Raw genomic sequence first — 19,632 nt, 5'->3', positions numbered from 1 at the left:
ACTTTACTTACAAGTAATATACCACGTCAAAACATCCTTAAACCTAATTTGCGAACTTTTTTTTCGGAATTTCAATGATTCAAGTATATAATAGTAGGAACGGAGGTGTCTTAGCATGCTAAAAATTAAAAAGATCGAGTTTATTAAAGTTCTGTATGATGACGCATTAGCGCAAAATATCTTTTCAATCGCGAATATTACGTTTTCAAATAGAAATCCGATTCAAGGAGCCCTCCTCTACTGGCAGCAAAATGAATCAAAGGAACCTTATACAAAAGAAGGCGATTACAAGTTTTTCTATGACTTGGCAAAAGCGCAATATTTTGCTGCTGTAAAGTTTCCGAAAGACTGTGAATTAACACGGGATGAACGCCAGGAACTTGCCTATATCTTACTGGAAGAGCGCGGAGCAATCGGGACGTATAGTTTTGTTTCGACGAAGCCAAAAGCAACTTTCCATTTAAATAGTGCTTTTCAGGAAATTCCGTTCCCTGCACAGTTTTCGGTAGATGATTTTAATGATCTGTCCATTGTGAAACAAATGGAATCGAATGATGAAACTGTTTACGAGCAGCTTCCATATGACCGTGTATTTTTAGAAGCTTACCGAAACTGGTGCCATCAAGCAGTCCAGTTGCATCCTTCCCGCTTGACGGCTTATTTTCAATACTTGCCGTCTACGTATGTAAGTTATGCGAACCCGCTTCTATCAGAGCAGTTTATAATCGATTATTTGCCCGAAGTGGATCTGGAAGCACTCCAGTATAACAAGCCTGTACTTGCGCGGTTGTCGATGTCCTTTAAACGTTATTTAGTAACAACATTAATGGCCAACAAAAAGCGTTTGAATCCGGATTTTGTCGATCAACTGGATGACTTCATTGAAAGCAATGTCTTTTATAATTCATTTGAGCTTATTTATTTACCGGAAGCCGATGAAATCCCGGATATGGATATGCAGCTTTTCGAATATGACCGAGGTTCGTATAAATGGTCTGGCAGTGAGCATTTAGTGAAAGGAATTCCGTCACTAGTCAGTCAGAAGTATAACCGGTATGGGGACCGACGATTAACAAATGCCGAAATGGATAAAAAATTTAAGGCATACAGTGACGAACAAAAACAGTTATTTACCGCAATTGCGGAGCTGCATTGGCTGAATAAGTACAAAAATGAGCTGGATTGGTCTTACATTTGCCAATATAATGTGCATTTAACGGAACAATTTTTAACGGCGCATATCAATTATGTCGATTTCAATGCGCTGGGCCAAAACACGGATATTGCAGTAAATGAGGATTTTTTATCGACCTATTTACACCGGTTTAACCATCAAAAAGCGGTTCCGTTAATAATCTCTCATTTAACAGAGCAGTTCTATTTAACACATAAAGATGAAATCAAAGTCGATCTCGATTTGCTGTATAAATATATGGACAATATCGATGAGGAAGAGTTTTTGCGAATTGAAAGTTATTTGCTTGATTAATAAAGGGCTGCTTTGTAACTCGATTACGAAGCAGCCTTTTTGATTTACAAAGAGCCAAACAATAAAAAAAATCAATCTACAACGGATTCGTAGATTGATTTAATACATTAGATTAAGTTGTAATTTCATAAACACCTCGATGCAGCATGGCGTAATTTGCACATATGTGGGACATTTCCATCGTCAGATCTGGCTGGATATAGTGGATGTTCACGAGTTCGATTGAATGAATCGGCATTACATCCTTATAATAAACTGTTTCGGTTTGAGGGCTAATCATTTTGTCTCATCTCCTGTTCCATTGCATAGCCGTTGTACGCAAGTAATTGCTGATAGGAAAGCTGATTTACGTAATACCGGAAATTCAATGGCTGTAATCCAAACTGTTCACACTTTTCTACATACATTTGATACCCTTTTTCAAAATAACTCATTGTTCTTCTCTCCTTTGTTATATAACAGTTTTTATTTGTAAATTAAATATATAACAGTTTAGAGACAGTGTCAATGAATTATCTGAATCTTTATTTTACTTTCGGAAATTTTCGACAAGGGTTTTTATCAGGAATCCGCAGTAGACAATCATTTCATCTTATCGACATCTTTGTTACCATAGGAGGCGGGAGGAATTAGATGAATCTTATTTATAAAAAACTAATCGATTTTGGCGTAAATACAATAGTTGCTGAGTATCTCTCAGTGGGAATCATGATTATTTTTATCGTGCTCCTTTGTTTATTGGCAAACTTTATAACTAAAAAGATTGTCATCAGATTTATTACACATATTGTGAATAATAATAAATATACGTGGGATAACATCCTTTTAGAAAAGAAAGTATTCCACAAGTTATCTCATATCGTTCCGGCGATTATTATTTATCATTTTGCTGAAGCTTTTACGTATCAGGACCTCATTGAAAAAGGGGCCACTACGTATATCATCATCGTCGTAATAAGTCTAATAGGCAGTTTATTGAATGCTGTTCATGATATTTATCAAACATTTGAAATTTCCAAAGTTCAGCCGATTAAAGGTTATATTCAAGTAGCGAAAATTATTGTCTATGTACTAGGGATTATATTAATCATTGCGAACTTAATTGGTAAAAATCCACTAATTATCCTAAGTGGACTTGGTGCACTGTCAGCTGTGCTGCTGCTCGTTTTTAAAGACTCCTTATTAGGTCTTGTCGCAGGGATTCAATTAACATCTAATGATATGGTCCGTGTAGGAGATTGGATTGAAATGCCGAAATACGGCGCAGACGGTGATGTCATTGATCTTTCATTAAATACCGTAAAAGTCCAAAACTTTGATAAAACAATAACAACGATTCCTAGTTATGCATTGATTTCGGATTCTTTTAAAAACTGGAGAGGTATGCAAGTTACTGGTGGCAGAAGGATAAAACGCTCCATCTTTATTGATACAACAAGTATCGCGTTTTGTTCTGAGGAAAAGATCAAGGAGTTGCGCAAAATTCATTATCTTACGGACTATATTGATACGAGACAACGGGAAATTACGGAATACAATATTAAACATCGTATTGATATTAGCCATCAGGTGAATGGCAGAGCACTGACAAATGTCGGGTTGTTCCGAACATATATTAGCAACTATTTAAAAAACCATCCAGGAATCCATAAAGATATGACAACGATGGTAAGACAATTGGCGCCAAGTGAACATGGGTTACCACTTGAAATTTACACGTTCTCAAACGATATCAACTGGGCAGTTTATGAGTCGATCCAATCGGATATATTCGATCATCTCTTTGCAATCGCATCCGAGTTTGACCTGAGACTCTTCCAAAATCCAACCGGAAATGATTTTAAAGCAATGAGCTCCATACAACTGAATAAAAATGAAGGCGAATTACATTAATTGATCGCTTAAAAAAACACCCGTTTTCTAACAAATAGAAAATGGGTGTTTTTTGGATTTTAACAGGATATGTGCCGATCTTCTTTCCTGATTAAGTCTTTTATATTTATTTAGTTTACATAATATTATTATTATAAATTATTGAATGGATTATTTTTAAGTACTTCCTGAATTTGTTCGTCTTCGATATGCGTATAAATTTGTGTTGTTGCTACACTCGAGTGGCCAAGAATATGCTGCAATGTTCGAATGTCCGCTCCGGATTTATACATCATGGTCGCGGAAGTATGTCGAAGTTTATGCGGTGTCAGCTTTTCTTTCGGTGACTGACTGTTGGCGTTGATCACTTTCACGATCCGTGCAATCGACTGTCTCGCAAAACGTGTCCCTTTTTGAGAAATGAACAGTGGTTCTTTCCCTTCCCCTTTATATGCATGTCGCTCCTGTAAATACTTTTCTAATGCATTTATACACGCATCATTTAAATACACATGCCGTTCTTTATTCCCTTTCCCGATCACCGTCAGCATTCGGCCATTGATGGAATCGATATTGAGTGAACACAACTCGGAAACACGAATACCGAGGTTCAGGAAAAAGACCATCATGCATTCATCGCGTGCACTGTACGACTGTATCTGTACAGCACCGATAAAATCCTTTGCCTCATTATAATTTAAATAAACCGGTTGGCGTCGTCCGATTTTTGGTGTTTCCAAATGTTCAGCCGGGTTTTCATTAATTAGGCGGCGCTTTCCTTTTAAATATTTGAAAAAGGATTTTAATGTTGCTACTTTACGAGCGCGGGCTGCTGAGGAGTTGCCGCGTTGTACTTCGCAATACTCCATAAACAAATATAAGTCTTCCAGAGACACTTCTTTAATTTGATCAACTGTAAACGTAGAAATGTCGATTGTATGTAAACGGTCTAACGGGATATCTTCTTCGATCGCTTTTAGAAAACGCATGAACAAAATAAGATCATATTCATATTCTTTTCGGGTTCTTTGGGACTTTCCCGTAATCGTTGTTAAGTAAATTAAAAAATCACGTAAAAATTTCGGCAGCTTCATTTTCGTCCAATCCCCTTCTATTTCGCTCTAATTATAGCATAAAAAATGTTCCCAAATTCATATTTGGGAACATTATTGCTAATTTAGTAGATTTAAGCGGTTTTTCGACAATAAATAGAAACATATGTTCCTGTTTCGCGATTTCGCTCTCAGACGAAGTGAAATGTCGAATCGTGTATAATGACCCGTGTCGAATCGTCTGAGATCGATTTCTGTCGAAGCCCTTTTTGGTTAAATTTATCGAATTTTGGGAATAGATGTTCCAGGAGGTGAAAGGATGAATTCGCTAAAAACCCACTATGTTTTTTATTATCCTTTCAATTATCGACAGTACGATTTTGAAAAGTTACAGCAAGTATTAAAGCGCAACAAATTTTATCACTTTACGATCGATGAAGAGGAATTTAACGAAACACTTTACGGACCCGATATTAAAGTATCCCCCCAATTGTTAACGCAATTCTTTTATCCTTTCATGGAAGAGAAATTATTGAATGACGAAATTTCCGTACGAAACTTCAACCGTTACTCGAAAAAAATCCAATGTGAAGGAAAAATGAAGACGGCATTCGATGAAATTCCATTTACGTTATTGAGTGCGGATATTAATCTGTGTCCATTTGGTATTGGAATTTTAGCGCTGAGAATTCAGTTGGCGGATAATGTCGATATGAATGCCGCGTTATCATTCGGTCATTTTTTTAGAGTGCTGCGGCCAAAAATTGATGAAGAGCTTGGTACGGAAATTTATTACGACAATTTTTTCTTTAATAATACAGATGAATTATTATTAAAAAAAATCGCCCCATTTTTGGAAAATTATTTTGTTGATTATTCATCAATTCACAAAAACATAAGCAAAATTCCATTTTTCGAAGATGAGCGCATGTATGTCAGTGCTTTTTTTCATATGGGAGAAGACGCGGAAATCGATGAACATTTACTGTATCGGGCAGGACAATTAAATGGTCGGGACAGCAAAGGGGGTCCTTATATTTCGAGTACAAATGAGGAGTATATCAAACGCTTTGTTGAGGAACATTGCTACGAAAGATGGGCACCAAAATTTCATATTATTACAACATTGCAAGGCCATATTCACCTATCATCCGTAGATGACAAAAGCATGTATAAAAATTTAAACAGCTTTCACTCAGTCTCTTACTATACATTGCTTATTCACTATTTTTATAAGCTGATGTTGTTAAAGCTCGTATTCGAACATAGTGAATTAAAGTTTTCAAAAGATAAGGATATTGTAAAGGAGTTAATCGAACAGATTACGAAGTTTGCATCGAGGTATTATTTTACTGAGGTATCGGCACGTACAGAGGGGAAGGAAATCTCGCACTATTTCAGGAAAGTATTCCGTATTGACGGACTATACCGCGAGACGAAAGAAACGCTAGAAGAACTGTACCGGATACAGGAAGACCGTTCAACAGACCGGTTAAATAAACTGATTTTTATTTTAACGATTTTCAGTATGATTTCCGGTATATACGGAATGAACCTTGTCATTGAAATGCTGGCAGAGCCATTTAAACTATCCGAAATTTTTAGTTTTACTTTCTTTGAATGGATCGCACTTATACTGATGGTTATCGGCTTACTGACGCTGGCACTGCTCATTTTAAACCAGGTTTATAAATATTCAATTAGCTATTACGGGAAAATAAACAGGCGACGACAACGCTAAAGGGGGTATGGGATGAGTCATTTGACTGTTCCCATATCCCCTTTTTATACCAACTAGACAAATAATGTAATTAGTTCCCCATTACGCTCGACTTTCCAGTTTGAAGAAAGCATTCCGCGAATGTGCTGTTCAGTGATCGGATCGACTTTTAATGATTGCAGACCGTTCCCTTCAGGCAGCAGTTCATACTGGTCATCGGAAATTTGAAAACGCATGCGCAGCAAGTTTTTCAAACCATTGATCGTTACAAATTTCACCTTATAGTTTCCTGCAAAAGCCCGTTCCATCTCTTCAGCCTTTTCATTCAATAAAATTTTCAAACTATCTGGATCTATATCATAAGTATCTGTTAATAGATACATTTCGTCATTTTCAATAAAGTGTTTAACTTGTTCAAATGTATAAGGATGAGTTTTTAATAATTCAATCGTATATGCTTCCATCATTGAAATTGCCATTGTATTCCCTCTCAATCTTTCATATTAATTACTAGCCGTTTTTCGGGAATCGTTGTTCTCGTTCAAGCAGGACGCCTTTTCTCGCATAGCCGAACTGCTCGTACAAAACTTTTGGATCCTCTTTTTTTGTTAATAGTTTTTGAATTGCGTGATAGCGCATATTGGTAGCGGTCACTTTAAATTGGAGCTGTTCGGACATCGCCTTAAAAATCCGTTCGATCGTTTTGACGGTGACCGGCTCCCCCATTTTATTACCGACACCGAGCCAAACATACGGTGACTGCTCCGTTAGCGGCATGAATTCAATTGTATGGCGTTTATAGTCCTCAAGCAGTTCGAGCAGTTTTTTTGAACACTGCAAAACACGGTAACTTTTCGAAGCCAGTACAATGATTTCTCGCTTTTCGGCATGGATATGCTTCCATTCCATCCGCACAAGTTCTGCTGGTTTAATACCAAGCTCCGCAATGGTAAAAACAATGACGGTATTGCGTAATGCAAGCCATTCATGTTCCTCATTTAACGCAATCTCATACTGTTTCGGCCAATAGGCTAATGCCCGATTAAATTGCTTTTCCTTCAGTACATTCAGTTCCGTTTCCTGCTTTGTCAACGGAGCAATGATTTCTTCGTTATATACGGAAATCACACCGCGCAGCTGTAAGAAAGTAAGGAAATGGCGAATGGATGCGAATTTGCGGTTGACCGAATTGAACGAAGGATACTTTTCCTGAATCATTTTTGAATAAAGTTGCAATGCTTCATTAATCTGATTCTCATGTTGAATGATTTCCGCGAATTGCTTTGCGTCCAATGTATATTGTTTCGTCGTATGAAAGGATTTATTTAATGACTTCAAGTAAGCTGTAAACGCTTTAACATACGGTTGGATTTCTTCCACATTTTTCGCCCCTTTCTTTATATTGTAACATGCGTAGTGGTAATAATTACACGGATTTCATACATGAAATTGCTGAATATTCGATATATTTACTTGAACCATCCGGAATGCATGTTATTGTATATTGTTTCGTCTATAATGACTATGTATACATAATTAAGGGGGACCATCAATGCAAGTACGTACGACAAGACTTGAAGCAGAAGAAGCGAAAATCATTTATCAGGAAACTGCGGGGCTCGCCATTATTACGATTCATCGCCCGCAACTTAAAAATGCATTAACGGCGAATATGTGGGATCAGCTTGCCAAAATTGCATTGGGTACATTGGAAAATCCAAAAAACAAGGTGCTGTTATTGCGAGGATCTGGCGAGAACTTTACAGCGGGCTCGGATATTAAAGAATTTAATTCGATTTCTCTGGAAAAAGCGGAAGAAGCCTTCGTGCATATGGAAAAAACGATTTCGACAATAGAAAACTTGCCGATTCCGGTGATCGGTGTCATTAACGGACCGGCAATGGGAGCTGGGCTGGAGCTTGCCCTTGCATGTGATATTCGTATCGGCTCGGACAAAGCGAAAATGGGCATCCCGGTCGGTAAGCTCGGCATTACTTTGAATAATAAATTCGCCAAGCGATTAGTCGATTTGGTCGGACCATCCGCAACGAAAGATTTTGTATTCACTGGACGAATGTATAAAGCAGAAGAAGCATTTAAAGCCGGAATGCTCAATTATTTAGTTGCCGAAAAAGATCTGAACCGTTTTGCAATCCGTATGGGTAAGCTTGTTGCCGGTATGTCACCTGATTCCTTATTAGCAGTAAAACGCTCGGTTAAAGAATGTGTGGATTCGGCCCCTGTATTATGGGAAGGATCAACACCATTTGTTTCCGAAAGAGACTTTTCTGAAGGTGTTCGTGCATTTGTTGAAAAACGTCAGCCGGTTTTCACAAGACAGCTTCCAAAACAATAAAAAAACTGCCTCCTTTATGCGAGGCAGTTTTTTCGTTAGGAATGCATCAAATTAAAGTTCCTTAATTAGACGCCATTCGTGCAGAATATACAAAGTCGTTTGAGCTGTTTTTAACAAGACGCTTGTCAAATGCTGTTGAATTGCCTGTAGTTCAATTGTTTTTTATTTAAGTTCTGTAACTGTAGCGAATTTCGACAAATCGTTCAACCACTAATCAAGAAAAATTTTGCCGGGGTTCATAATGTTGTTCGGATCAAATACCCGTTTAATCTCTTTCATCCACATGTAGGCAAGTCCGTGTTCTTGCTGTTGGTATTTTTTCTTACCATAACCTACACCATGTTCTCCCGTACAAGTGCCTCCAAGTGACAGGGCGTATTCAACGACATGTTCATTCAGTTCTTTTGCTCTTGCAATCTCTTCTTTACTTTCCATATCTACCATCAGCAATATATGATAATTGCCGTCTCCTACATGCCCGACGATCCCAGCGTCAATCTGCATGCTTTCAATTTTCTCGCGGGAATTTTGAATCGCGTCCGGCAATGAGTTAATTGGTACAACAACATCTGTAGACATCAGTTTTTTCCCTGGTGCGGAATGGATATATGTATAAGCCATGTTATGCCGAAGCTCCCATAATTGATTGCGCGCACGTTCGTCCTGTTCAAATGCCAGCTCAATACAGCCATTGTCGTTCAATAATTCAGTCGCAAAAATAACATCTGACTGCAAACCTGCCTCATTACCATGGAACTCCAAGAATAGCGTTGGAGTCTCGGGGAAATTTGTTCCGGAAGCAAAGTTTACTTTTTCAATACTTTGTTTATCGACAAGTTCCATTCGGGCCATTGGTATACCGGCTTGTTTTAATGAAACCACAGCATCGACCGCTTTCTGTATCGTCTCAAATGTCGCGCGGCCGGCAACAATGCTTTCCGGAATCCCGAATACACGCAATGTCAATTCAGTAATGACCCCAAGTGTCCCCTCGGAACCGACCATTAAACCATTCAAATGATAGCCTGAAGAAGATTTCGCGGCCAATCCTCCAGTATGGATTACATCACCATTTGCCAAAACCACTTCTAAATCACGGACTTGGTCACGCATGATGCCGTAGCGTACAGAAGTTGTTCCACTCGCATTCGTCGCAGCCATTCCGCCTAATGTCGCATCGGCACCCGGATCGACTGAAAAGAATAAGCCATATTTCTTTAATTCTTTATTTAGCTGGCTGCGCGTGACACCTGGTTGGACCTTTACAAGAAAATCTTCCGGTCTTACTTCCAATACGGCATTCATAAGCGATAAATCCAAAGAGATTCCGCCTTGATAAGGAATCACATGTCCTTCTAGACTTGTACCAAGACCAAATGGCACTACTGGAATGCGCTGTTCATTTGCAAGCGCTACAATTTCGCTTACTTCCTTTGGAGTTTTCGGGTAGACAACAACATCCGGTAAATGCGGTTCATGATAAGATTCATCTCTCCCATGTTGTGTACGTAACACTTCATTTGTTGTCACTTGCTCATGTGTTAAAATTTGCTGTAGCTGTTCCATGTAATTCATCTCATTTCCCCCTTATATTCTCATTGCAACTTTAAAAGATTTGATCCAATCAGTACTTAATAATTAGAATATACTTAATCATCTAAAAATAGAAACTACAAATTTATTATACAATATTCTCCATATAAAAAGAGCTGACATATACATGCCAACTCCTCTTATTACTATTCACTTGATTCCTTTTATTTGCACATGAATCGTTTCCGGTTCAATACCGAAATGCAATGAAAATTCCTGTGAAATTTCATTCTGAAGTTTATATAGATATTCCGGCACAACATAGGATACAGGTGACTTTAAATAAAGCCCGATTGTCATTTGCGGTACGCCGTCTGTTTGGATATTGGCTATTTCGAATTTTGCCAGTTTATCCTGTTTTTCAAGTACATGGTCCAACACGTCGGTAAATACATTCCGAGAAATATAAACACTATTTTGATGAAAATCCGGCTGGACGATCGTCGTTTCGCCAAGCTTAACTTGTGAAGAAGAGAAAATTTCCTTCCCCCGCTGAATAAGCCGTTTGAAAAAGTTCTGTTCTACTTGGCGGTACGGAACAGGCATAACATGTTTGCCCTGAATTTCCCGCACATATTTTGCAATGCGGATTTCCTTTTCTGTTCGGATATTATGGACATAGTGAAATTCATCGATTTCTCCTAGCTGTAACCGAGCTGCAATTCTTTTCGTCATTTTGTCGGATGTGCCGATCAGTAAAATGGATTTCACATCGTGGGAGCTAATCGCCTCCAGTACTTCCGATTTATGTATGTCATCATCCAAAATGGCGCGGCGCACTGCTTTTAACGTGTTTTTCTCAAATTTAGCGGATGTCCCCGCGATTTTTTCACCGTTTACGATCAATATACCGTCATCAATGATGGCTTCAATTTCATTGTCATGTGCAAATTGTAAAGCACTCGTACTCTTCCCAGTACCGCTTGGCCCACTTAATGAATAGATTTTCATCCTACACCTCTTAATCATTTATTTTCCTAAGAATAATATTTTCCAGTACCTATATTGCTATTCCATTACGGTTTCGTGCTTTATGCAGTGAATTAATTCTCTTTTCTGATTTCATCCCCATTATACGTGATGTGTGTGATAAAATGGTGCTTACAATTGAAAGTTTTAAGGAGTGTTAAAGATTGAATATCCAACCGTCTAAAAAAATGTCATTATTTGTGCCGGCTATATTTGGTGACTTAAAAAAACATGCAAAATTGCAAGAGCAAAAAGGAACGGTACTCATTGATTTAAGCCTTGGGAGCCCTGATATTGCTCCGGCGGAGAATTTACGCCAAAAAATGTCCGAGCTTACGGCACTCTCGTCTTCTTACGGCTATACTTTAACGGGTATTCAAACATTCAATGAAGCGGTATGTCGCTATTATAAACGAGTAAACAATGTTGAATTAGATCCGGAAACTGAAGTTGTCCAAACAATTGGCTCTCAGGAAGGTTTAGTCCATTTGCCAGTCGCATTCTGCGATCCTGGTGATATCGTACTTACTACAAACCCGGCATATGTCGCTTATGATGCAGGGATTCATTTGGCAGGTGCAACACCTTACTATATGCCATTAACTAAAGAAAATCAGTATTTACCGGATTTAACAGCCATTCCAGAAGAGATTCGCCAAAAAGCAAAATTACTAATTTTAAACTTGCCGGGTAACCCGGTACCAGCCATGCCATCGATCGCGTATTTTGAAGAAGTCGTGGCATTCGCGAAAAAGTATAATATTATCGTTCTGCATGATGCGGCCTATTCGGAATTTTACTTTAAGGGGGATGCCCCAATCAGCTTCCTTGCGATACCTGGTGCGATGGAAGTCGGTTTGGAAATCAACTCTTTATCGAAAAGCTTCAGTCTGGCTGGTACTCGTATTGCCTACATAGTTGGAAATGCACAATTAGTCGCGATTATGAAACAGCTGAAGTCGAACCTGGATTTTGGTATTTTTGAACCGATTCAGCAAGTAGCTGCTTTAGCGTTGGACAATGCCGAGCAAGTTACTACTGTACTGAGAGAAACCTTCTCTGTCCGTCATAAAACACTGATGGAAGGCTTAACATCAATCGGCTGGGAAGTTGCGCCAAGTGATGGCGGGATGTTTGTTTGGGCAAAATATCCGTATGATATTAAATGCATCGACTTTGCATATAAGGCAATTGAACAAACAGGTGTCGTGATGGTGCCGGGTACGGTATTTGGCACAGCCGGTGAAGGCTATATGCGTCTCGCATTAGTGCAGCCTGTCGAGCAACTGCAAGAAGCTGTTAAACGACTGTCCACAATAAAACTATAAACTAAAAGGCGTTGCTGTATGTAAGTATCAGCAACGCCTTTTCTTTTATTCAATGGCGCTATACGATATAACACCTTTTTCTTCGATTTCCATACCATCTAAAAATACAACGGTCGTTTGCAAGATGAGTTGCTCATCTTTACCGCATACCCAGCGTTCGTCTGGAATAATCTCAAATGGAATAATTTCACCATCTTTTGATCGGATCCCGCCAACTAACTGAAACGAGTGTTTGCCGACAATGGATAATTCGCCATCCAATTCTTCACAAAGTACTAGTAATGAAATGTAATCGATTTTATCCTCTTCATCCTCTGTATGTGATGTCACATAAACAGAACCATTTAATATATCTCCTTCAACAAGCTCTGTCTTTTCAATGACGGTCTCAACCTTCACGCCATTCTCTTCTAATGATGTTAGCCATTTGCTTAACATGTATACTCCTCCATTATAAATATGTAATTGGTAAAAAATTTTAAAAAGGGAGCGTGTTAAAAGTTTCGCTTTTAACACACCCCATCTTTACGTTATCCTGTTTAATGTTATTTCAATTCTTCATACAAATTCGTCTCGTCTGACTGAAAACGGTTGTAACGCAGTTTAAAGATTCGATAAGTATGTGAAATGAGCACTTTTATTAAAGCATAACCAGGAATACCTAGCACGACACCAGGGACTCCAAATAAAGAGCCAGCTGTTAATAATACAAAAATAATTGTAATAGGATGGATACTTAATGATTTACCCATAATCTGAGGGGATATAAACTTCCCTTCAATTAATTGTACAATTGTCCATACAATAGCTAACTTTACTAACAGCCATGGTGAATTCACAATCGCGATAATTGCAGCAGGTGTAGCTGCAATGGCGGGTCCCAAATATGGAACAACACTTGTGATCATTGCCAGGAAGCCAAGTAATAAAGCGTACGGCATTCCGATAATTAAAAAGCCGATTGTCATCATGACACCAATACAAAACGATACTAAAATCTGGCCTTGTATGTAGGAGCTAATTTGCTTGTCCATATCATGCAATACATCTCCAATTCGCTCACGCATACGCGGTGGGAATAGAAGTAAGATGAAGCGCGGCATTTTATCGCCCTCATATAATAAATAAAATGTAATAAACGGCACAATGACCAGCGATAAAATGATGCCTGTAACAGTTGATAGGAAACCTGTTATCCCAGAGGCTACACCAGTAGCTAAACTACCTAACGTTACTTTTACCGTTGTAATAAAACTATCTGTAAAGTCCGTTAGAATCTGATTGTAGTCAAAGTTTATTTTTTCGAAATACTCACTGAAATGAGAGTTATTTAAAAATGCTAATAAATCATTTGCAAGAGCCATTAAAACTACAGGGAATTCTTGCACTAAGTTTGTAAACTGATCACGTAAAAACGGAAAAACAAGTAACACAAGTAACGTGATCAAAGCAATTACTATAATATACAAAATTAGAATCGCCAATGCACGCGGCACTTTCCATCTCACTAAAAGCTTCAATGGCGGGCGTAATAAGTAAAACAAGATGGCCCCTAGTACACCAGGCAATATGATGACTTCAAATAATACATGTAACGGCTCGAATATAAAGGAAATTTTATCGTACACGAATACCGTACAGCCAACCAATAAGATGATCACTAATAAGAATAATAAATTTTTACCACCTAAAAATCGAATAAATTTAGAAGAGAAAAATTTAGACGTTTCCTGGGGTAATGAATTCATTTTATTCATTTCATTTTTTCTTTCCAAAAGACCACCTCAATATTTCAACAATATTTAATTTATACTTTATTTTAGCATGAATAACGAATGTACATATAATGCTTACTCGTTTAAATTTAAAAAATCATGTAAAATTTGCGAATTTTTCGCTATATCGATTTCCAGTACTTCCCCTGCATGTCGGTACTTGTTAATTTTGTAAGTACCCTCTGCTGGAATCGTCATTTTTTCAACATTGATTTCACCGCCAGACACGGCTTTTAATGCAGTTGTCAGCTGGTCTTTACTTGTTAAATCTGTCGTAATGTAACCTTGAGTAGCACCAATGAATTTAGGGATATTCGCTACGTTTTTCGGTGAAAATAGCTGATCCTTTAGAGCTTCAATTACCTTTTGCTGACGTGCCACACGTCCAAAATCACCTTCAGCATCACTTCGGAAACGGGCATAGCCGAGCAGTTCTTTACCGTTCAGATTTTGAATGCCTTTTTTAATTTCCACATAAATTAATCCGCCCATATCTTTTTCAACATCCATTTCAATACCGTTTGGAGCTAAAATATCAATTAATGTTTCAAAGCTTTTAAAATCAATCATTGCATAATGATGGATTGGTATATCGAACATATTATTTAACGTTTCCTGAAGTAACGGTACCCCGCCTAAATAATAGGCCGTATTCAGTTTATATGATTGATAACCAGGTATGTCCGCATAAATATCACGCATAAATGATACGAGCTTCATATCATTTGTTTTTCTATTCCAGGAAAGAAGCATCATCGTATCGGAACGCGATTTTTCCTCCCCTCGAGTATCAACACCTAAGATTAAATAATTTTCTATAGTCGGGTGATTATCATTTGGTTCAAAACCTTCTACTTCAATTTTTTTATCGCTAGCCAAGTTCTTCCCCTTATTATATTGTACATAGCTATATCCAATTACACTTAAAAGTAAAAGAAATACAACTACGAATAGTAATCGCCCTTTACGCATTTTTCTCTTTCGATAGCGCGTTTGTCGCGTCTGTTCTTCCATTCCTACAACTTCCTTTCTATTTCTGTGAAGTTTAGACGATTTACATTAAATTTAGTTGCAAATTACTTATAGTATACCATTTTATGCACATTTTCTTCCTAACTAATGAAATGTCCGCATATCTTTTTTCTTTATTTTTATTACGCGACACATTATTATATGCTATTAAAAGATTAATAAATTGAAAGTCATTCCTTATCCATGTTAGAATACAGCATATTTAACAGCTATATTGAAATAAAGTACAGGTTGAATATGTGTACTGGTTTATGAGGAGTGATTCAAAATGGAGAAGGCAACATTTGCAGGTGGGTGTTTTTGGTGTATGGTCAAACCTTTTGATCAATGGGAAGGCATCGAAAAAGTAACGAGCGGTTATATGGGTGGACATGTGGAAAACCCTACATATGAAGATGTAAAACGTGGAGACACTGGACATGTGGAAGTTGTCGAGATTGAATTTAACCCGGAGATTTTCAGCTATGAAAAACTATTGGATATATACTGGATGCAAATTGATCCGACAGATGCTGGCGGTCAGTTCCACGATCGCGGTGAGTCTTACAAAACAGTGATTTTTACACATAGTGATGAACAGTATGCGGCGGCAATGCAGTCGAAGCAAAATTTGGCGGAAAGTGGACGATTTAAAAAGCCGATTGTAACTGAAATTAAACAGGCAGAAACTTTTTGGCCAGCGGAAGGTTACCATCAGGATTATTACAAAAAAGAAGAATCACATTATCAAGAAGACCGTGCAAAATCCGGGCGCGATGAGTTTATTGATGCTCACTGGAAAGAGAAAGCTAATCATTCTGAATAAAGAAACGTACCATTCGATATTTCGAGTGGTACGTTCTTTTTTGTATAGTGTTATTGAAGTTAAATGAATATTTCATTGAAAGCTTTGTAAATAAATTTCTTGTAAATCGTCTCGGGAAAGTCCTCTACACCATTTTTCGCAAAAATGATATCACGTTTTGCGGCTACTGCATCATTTTCATAGTATGAAGCTAATGCCCGTACAGCAAAGAACTGATAATATTTAGCCAAATCAATGGGATGGTGTAAGTAGTCAGGAATGGTTAAAGCAGTACCGATTTGGAGTGCTTTCGAGTAGTTTTGTAATTTAAATTCCGCATACATCTCTTCACCGATGAAGATAGGATTTTTAAATAAAAATAAGTAATCCTTCAGTTTTGTTTTATAAAGATTAATTTCCGGAACGATTTGTGCGTAGTTCTTTTCAACAATGTTCATATAATGCAGCTTGCTGTATAAATAACGTACCGATATCGCTGGATCATCAGCAAACTCCGATAAAAGCATTAATTTTTCTATGTACTCTTTACTCTTGTTAATATCCTCATTCGCAATCGATTGAATAAATAACAAATGATAAAAGCGGTCCATACGATAAAATATTTGCTTCTTTTTAGCCATGTTTAATGCCTTTTGTAAATAGTGTTCAGACATGCTAATATCATCCGCTGCTGAATAGGAAATCGTTAAATTATAGTACAAATCAAGGATTACCATAGGGTCCATCATTAGCTCATATGGTTCGATACGTTTTTCACCTTGCTTTAAAATAGCTAATGTTTCATTGTAATTCCGCTGATCGATTGCAGCCTGGCATAAATAAAAATAACAACGAAGCATTCGACTATATGCATGGATTTCTTCGTACTGATCGATAAACTTCCAATATTCGTCGAGTGATTTGGCCTTGTTAATTGTACGATTCATTAAAAAATAAACTTCTCTTAAACGAATTTGTTCATAGTTCGTGCCTTGAATTTCCGATAAATAAGGTTCAATTTTTTCGATTATTTTAATCGTAAGTGATTGAAGCTCTTTAGGGTCGCGTATGAGCTTTCTTCGCTCTACATCTTCTTCGATTGTAGTGTACAAGTTTCTGAGCATTGTAAGTGTCCCGTCATCCAGAAGATAATCGACATCGACATTTAATCTTTTGGCAATAAAACGTAGACTTTCCATTGACGGTTGTGCTTTACCGTTCTCAATTAAACTTAGCATACCTTTCGTTAAACGTTCCCCTACTAACTCGGTTTGAGTTAATTTTTTCTGTTTCCTCAGCTTTTTGATGCGTTCACCAAGTATATTCAATATTTCACCTACACTTCTTAACTGAATATTCTTATTAAACTATGAATACAGAATTTTTACAATATCTTAACTTAAAGTTTAATGATTTAAACCGTAAAATAGTAAAAAAAGAATGTACTGCACTTGGCAATACATTCCTTTAGTATAGTGAGATAGCAAATTTCATGAGTAAAATGAATTTATTCGTTTAAAAATATTTTATAAAATAAATTGGATATCTTTAAAATATTTGTGAAAAGTTTAATTCAGAACAATCGTTAAAATTGTAATTATTTAACAATCAATTATGAATTTGCAACAATCGCCTCAATAAAAGTTTTACCATACTTCTCCAATTTGCTCTCCCCGACACCGCTTACCTCTAAAAATTGTGTACTGTTTTTAGGTTTACGGACACACATATCTTTTAATGATTTATCTGAGAAAACAACAAAAGGTGGAACTTTCTCACGATCGGCAATTTCTTTTCGTATTTTACGAAGAGTTTCAAATAGAGGATCGTTTGGCTCTACTGTAGATTCAATAATGCGTGCTTCTTTACGCAATACCTTTTTTTGACCAAGCAGTACTTCTTTTCCTGCATCAGAAATGGATAACGTCGGGAACTGCCCATTATTTACGACAATCAGTTTTTCTGAAATTAAAAACTCGATAAAATTGGCAATCTCTTTCGCATTCATTGCACGCAAAATGCCATATGTCGGCAACTTTTGAAAATTAAATTCAAGTACTTTCTTACTGCGCGAGCCAGCCAATACTGAAGCGGTTAATTGTTTACCGAATTTTTGACCCATTCGGACGATACAGGACAATACTTTCTGTGCATCTGTTGTTACATCCAGCTGCGGACGGTTATCTGTGCAATTCGCACATCTGCCGCAATCTTGACCTGCCTCGTCACCAAAATATTCAATTATATAACTTTGTAAACAGCGCTCTGTATGACAGTAATCAATCATCGCATGCAGCTTTTGCAGTTCAAAAGGAATGCGAGAGCGATCTTGTGCCTGATCGATTAAGAAACGCTGTGTTTGTTCGTCGGAAGAGCTGTAAAGCAATATACACTCACTATCCAGTCCATCACGCCCTGCACGGCCTGCCTCCTGATAATAGCTCTCCATATTACGAGGCATATTGTAATGAAGCACATAGCGTACATTTGTTTTATTGATCCCCATCCCAAAAGCATTTGTTGCGACCATTATTTGAACTTCATCATTTAAAAAGCGATTTTGTTCATATGTACGGTCTTCTTCAAACATACCACCATGATATTTTGCTACTGCAAAACCGGCTTTGTTCAGCATTTCATAGACGGATTCCACTGATTTTCGGGTTGCTGCGTATATAATCCCTGCTTCATTTTCATTTGCTTTTACATATTTTTTTATATAGGTTTCTTTGTTTTCTCCAAGTAAAACCGAAAATGATAAATTTTCACGTGCGAAACCAGTAATAAATGTATTTTCTTTTTCGATGGAAAGAAGCTGTTGGATGTCTGCACTTACCTCTTCAGTAGCCGTTGCCGTCAATGCAATAACGGTCGGTTTCTTTTTCCATAAATGCAGCAGTTGCTGGATAGAACGGTAACTTGGTCGAAAATCATGCCCCCACTGAGATATACAATGTGCTTCATCAATTGCCAAGAGTGGTACATTTATTTGAGAAAGTTCCATACAAAAGCGCTCATTTTCGAGACGTTCCGGTGCAATGTAAAGCAATTTGATTTTACCGCTTCGGACACCATACATAACGTCCTGCACTTCTTCATAGCTTAGTGAACTATTAATATAAGCCGCTGAAATTCCACTGGATACAAGCATATCTACCTGGTCTTTCATAAGAGAGATCAATGGTGAAATAACAAGTGTCGTTCCTTCCATACACAGTGCTGGAATCTGATAGCAAAGGGATTTCCCGCCACCTGTCGGCATAATAACAAGCGTATCGTTGTTATTTAATACGTTATCGATAATTTGGGTTTGACCAGGACGGAAAGAGTCATAACCAAAATTAGTTTTTAAATGTTGTAATGCTAGTGAAATCATAATCCCTCCTAAATAACTTCAATTTCTTTATTATACATGCAAATAAAAGTTCGTAAAAGGAACTTTAGTTTACATAATATATTTATAGAATAATTCACAATCACTGAAGAGCTAATTTATATATTTATGTCCCCTATTTCCAATATTTTCGACATATAAAAATAGAACCCTTTCTAAATAGGCAAACAATTTATTTGCATTATTTTTTGGGTTCCTTTATTTCTTATGAACTATATTTTGTATTTAAATTTATAATACATAGTGTCGGATAATATGTTCTATTGAA

Annotated in this window: 18 protein-coding genes; 6 read left to right on the top strand and 12 right to left on the bottom strand. The window is 37.3% G+C overall.

Annotation, left to right across the window (positions count from 1 at the left end; genetic code table 11):
* The first annotated feature begins 115 nt into the window (after nucleotides 1-115).
* Nucleotides 116-1,489, top strand: coding sequence for a nucleoside-diphosphate sugar epimerase (locus ACQKN3_RS05030; RefSeq protein WP_427709842.1), 1,374 nt, complete (start codon nucleotides 116-118; stop codon nucleotides 1,487-1,489).
* A 112-nt stretch (nucleotides 1,490-1,601) separates the two neighbouring features.
* Here ACQKN3_RS05030 and ACQKN3_RS05025 read toward each other — a convergent pair whose 3' ends face one another.
* Nucleotides 1,602-1,769, bottom strand: a complete 168-nt coding sequence (locus tag ACQKN3_RS05025; protein WP_251687929.1) for a hypothetical protein — start codon at nucleotides 1,767-1,769, stop codon at nucleotides 1,602-1,604.
* Nucleotides 1,762-1,923: a transcriptional regulator gene (locus ACQKN3_RS05020; protein WP_340801232.1), complete on the bottom strand. Its 162-nt coding sequence runs from the start codon at nucleotides 1,921-1,923 to the stop codon at nucleotides 1,762-1,764. Before ACQKN3_RS05020 ends, ACQKN3_RS05025 begins: the two co-directional genes overlap by 8 nt.
* Before the next feature lie 199 nt (nucleotides 1,924-2,122).
* Between ACQKN3_RS05020 and ACQKN3_RS05015 the strand changes: the two genes are divergently transcribed.
* Nucleotides 2,123-3,382, top strand: a complete 1,260-nt coding sequence (locus ACQKN3_RS05015) for a mechanosensitive ion channel family protein (protein WP_427709839.1) — start codon at nucleotides 2,123-2,125, stop codon at nucleotides 3,380-3,382.
* Between the two features lie 131 nt (nucleotides 3,383-3,513).
* Here the strand turns inward: ACQKN3_RS05015 and ACQKN3_RS05010 are convergent, their stop codons facing one another.
* A complete protein-coding gene (locus ACQKN3_RS05010) occupies nucleotides 3,514-4,455 on the bottom strand; it encodes a tyrosine recombinase XerC (protein ID WP_251687923.1) in 942 nt (313 codons plus the stop codon).
* A 277-nt stretch (nucleotides 4,456-4,732) separates the two neighbouring features.
* On the opposite strand from ACQKN3_RS05010, the gene ACQKN3_RS05005 reads away from it, so the two are divergent.
* The gene (locus ACQKN3_RS05005; RefSeq protein WP_251687921.1) at nucleotides 4,733-6,154 is read left to right on the top strand and encodes a CorA family divalent cation transporter; all 1,422 of its coding nucleotides are present in this window, start codon (nucleotides 4,733-4,735) and stop codon (nucleotides 6,152-6,154) included.
* 53 nt (nucleotides 6,155-6,207) lie between these two features.
* Here the strand turns inward: ACQKN3_RS05005 and ACQKN3_RS05000 are convergent, their stop codons facing one another.
* Together ACQKN3_RS05000 and ACQKN3_RS04995 are read right to left on the bottom strand one after the other, a co-directional pair.
* Nucleotides 6,208-6,612, bottom strand: coding sequence for a hypothetical protein (locus tag ACQKN3_RS05000; RefSeq protein ID WP_251687919.1), 405 nt, complete (start codon nucleotides 6,610-6,612; stop codon nucleotides 6,208-6,210).
* A 31-nt stretch (nucleotides 6,613-6,643) separates the two neighbouring features.
* Nucleotides 6,644-7,513, bottom strand: a complete 870-nt coding sequence (locus ACQKN3_RS04995) for a tyrosine-type recombinase/integrase (RefSeq protein ID WP_427709836.1) — start codon at nucleotides 7,511-7,513, stop codon at nucleotides 6,644-6,646.
* Between the two features lie 172 nt (nucleotides 7,514-7,685).
* Here ACQKN3_RS04995 and ACQKN3_RS04990 point away from each other — a divergent pair, with 172 nt between their 5' ends.
* Nucleotides 7,686-8,489 carry an enoyl-CoA hydratase/isomerase family protein gene (locus ACQKN3_RS04990; RefSeq protein WP_427709834.1) on the top strand — a complete coding sequence of 268 codons (804 nt, stop codon included), beginning with the start codon at nucleotides 7,686-7,688 and terminating at the stop codon, nucleotides 8,487-8,489.
* A 210-nt stretch (nucleotides 8,490-8,699) separates the two neighbouring features.
* Here ACQKN3_RS04990 and ACQKN3_RS04985 read toward each other — a convergent pair whose 3' ends face one another.
* On the bottom strand, nucleotides 8,700-10,064 hold the full coding sequence (locus ACQKN3_RS04985; protein ID WP_427709832.1) for an FAD-binding oxidoreductase: 1,365 nt from the start codon (nucleotides 10,062-10,064) through the stop codon (nucleotides 8,700-8,702).
* A 168-nt stretch (nucleotides 10,065-10,232) separates the two neighbouring features.
* Nucleotides 10,233-11,033: a hypothetical protein gene (locus tag ACQKN3_RS04980; protein WP_427709830.1), complete on the bottom strand. Its 801-nt coding sequence runs from the start codon at nucleotides 11,031-11,033 to the stop codon at nucleotides 10,233-10,235.
* A 206-nt stretch (nucleotides 11,034-11,239) separates the two neighbouring features.
* Between ACQKN3_RS04980 and ACQKN3_RS04975 the strand changes: the two genes are divergently transcribed.
* The gene (locus tag ACQKN3_RS04975; protein WP_427711593.1) at nucleotides 11,240-12,379 is read left to right on the top strand and encodes an aminotransferase class I/II-fold pyridoxal phosphate-dependent enzyme; all 1,140 of its coding nucleotides are present in this window, start codon (nucleotides 11,240-11,242) and stop codon (nucleotides 12,377-12,379) included.
* A gap of 45 nt (nucleotides 12,380-12,424) precedes the next feature.
* Here the strand turns inward: ACQKN3_RS04975 and ACQKN3_RS04970 are convergent, their stop codons facing one another.
* From ACQKN3_RS04970 to ACQKN3_RS04960, 3 genes are all read right to left on the bottom strand, one after another.
* Nucleotides 12,425-12,817 (bottom strand): cysteine synthase, encoded by a 393-nt coding sequence (locus ACQKN3_RS04970; RefSeq protein ID WP_251687907.1) that lies wholly within the window; start codon nucleotides 12,815-12,817, stop codon nucleotides 12,425-12,427.
* Between the two features lie 107 nt (nucleotides 12,818-12,924).
* Complete coding sequence (locus tag ACQKN3_RS04965; protein WP_427711591.1) at nucleotides 12,925-14,136, bottom strand: AI-2E family transporter; 1,212 nt, start codon at nucleotides 14,134-14,136, stop codon at nucleotides 12,925-12,927.
* A 93-nt stretch (nucleotides 14,137-14,229) separates the two neighbouring features.
* On the bottom strand, nucleotides 14,230-15,168 hold the full coding sequence (locus ACQKN3_RS04960) for an LCP family protein (RefSeq protein ID WP_251687905.1): 939 nt from the start codon (nucleotides 15,166-15,168) through the stop codon (nucleotides 14,230-14,232).
* Between the two features lie 286 nt (nucleotides 15,169-15,454).
* Between ACQKN3_RS04960 and msrA the strand changes: the two genes are divergently transcribed.
* Nucleotides 15,455-15,991 (top strand): peptide-methionine (S)-S-oxide reductase MsrA, encoded by a 537-nt coding sequence (gene msrA, locus ACQKN3_RS04955; protein WP_427709828.1) that lies wholly within the window; start codon nucleotides 15,455-15,457, stop codon nucleotides 15,989-15,991.
* 59 nt (nucleotides 15,992-16,050) lie between these two features.
* On the opposite strand, the gene ACQKN3_RS04950 is transcribed toward msrA, so the two are convergent.
* Both ACQKN3_RS04950 and recQ read right to left on the bottom strand, forming a co-directional pair.
* On the bottom strand, nucleotides 16,051-17,298 hold the full coding sequence (locus ACQKN3_RS04950) for a helix-turn-helix domain-containing protein (protein ID WP_427709826.1): 1,248 nt from the start codon (nucleotides 17,296-17,298) through the stop codon (nucleotides 16,051-16,053).
* A gap of 284 nt (nucleotides 17,299-17,582) precedes the next feature.
* The gene (gene recQ, locus ACQKN3_RS04945) at nucleotides 17,583-19,346 is read right to left on the bottom strand and encodes a DNA helicase RecQ (protein WP_427709824.1); all 1,764 of its coding nucleotides are present in this window, start codon (nucleotides 19,344-19,346) and stop codon (nucleotides 17,583-17,585) included.
* Nucleotides 19,347-19,632 lie beyond the last annotated feature (286 nt).

Source organism: Solibacillus sp. NPDC093137, from assembly GCF_050280445.1.
Classification (GTDB): domain Bacteria; phylum Bacillota; class Bacilli; order Bacillales_A; family Planococcaceae; genus Solibacillus; species Solibacillus isronensis_B.
Note: the sequence above shows the minus strand (reverse complement) of the source record. Positions and strands in the feature narration are given on the sequence as shown.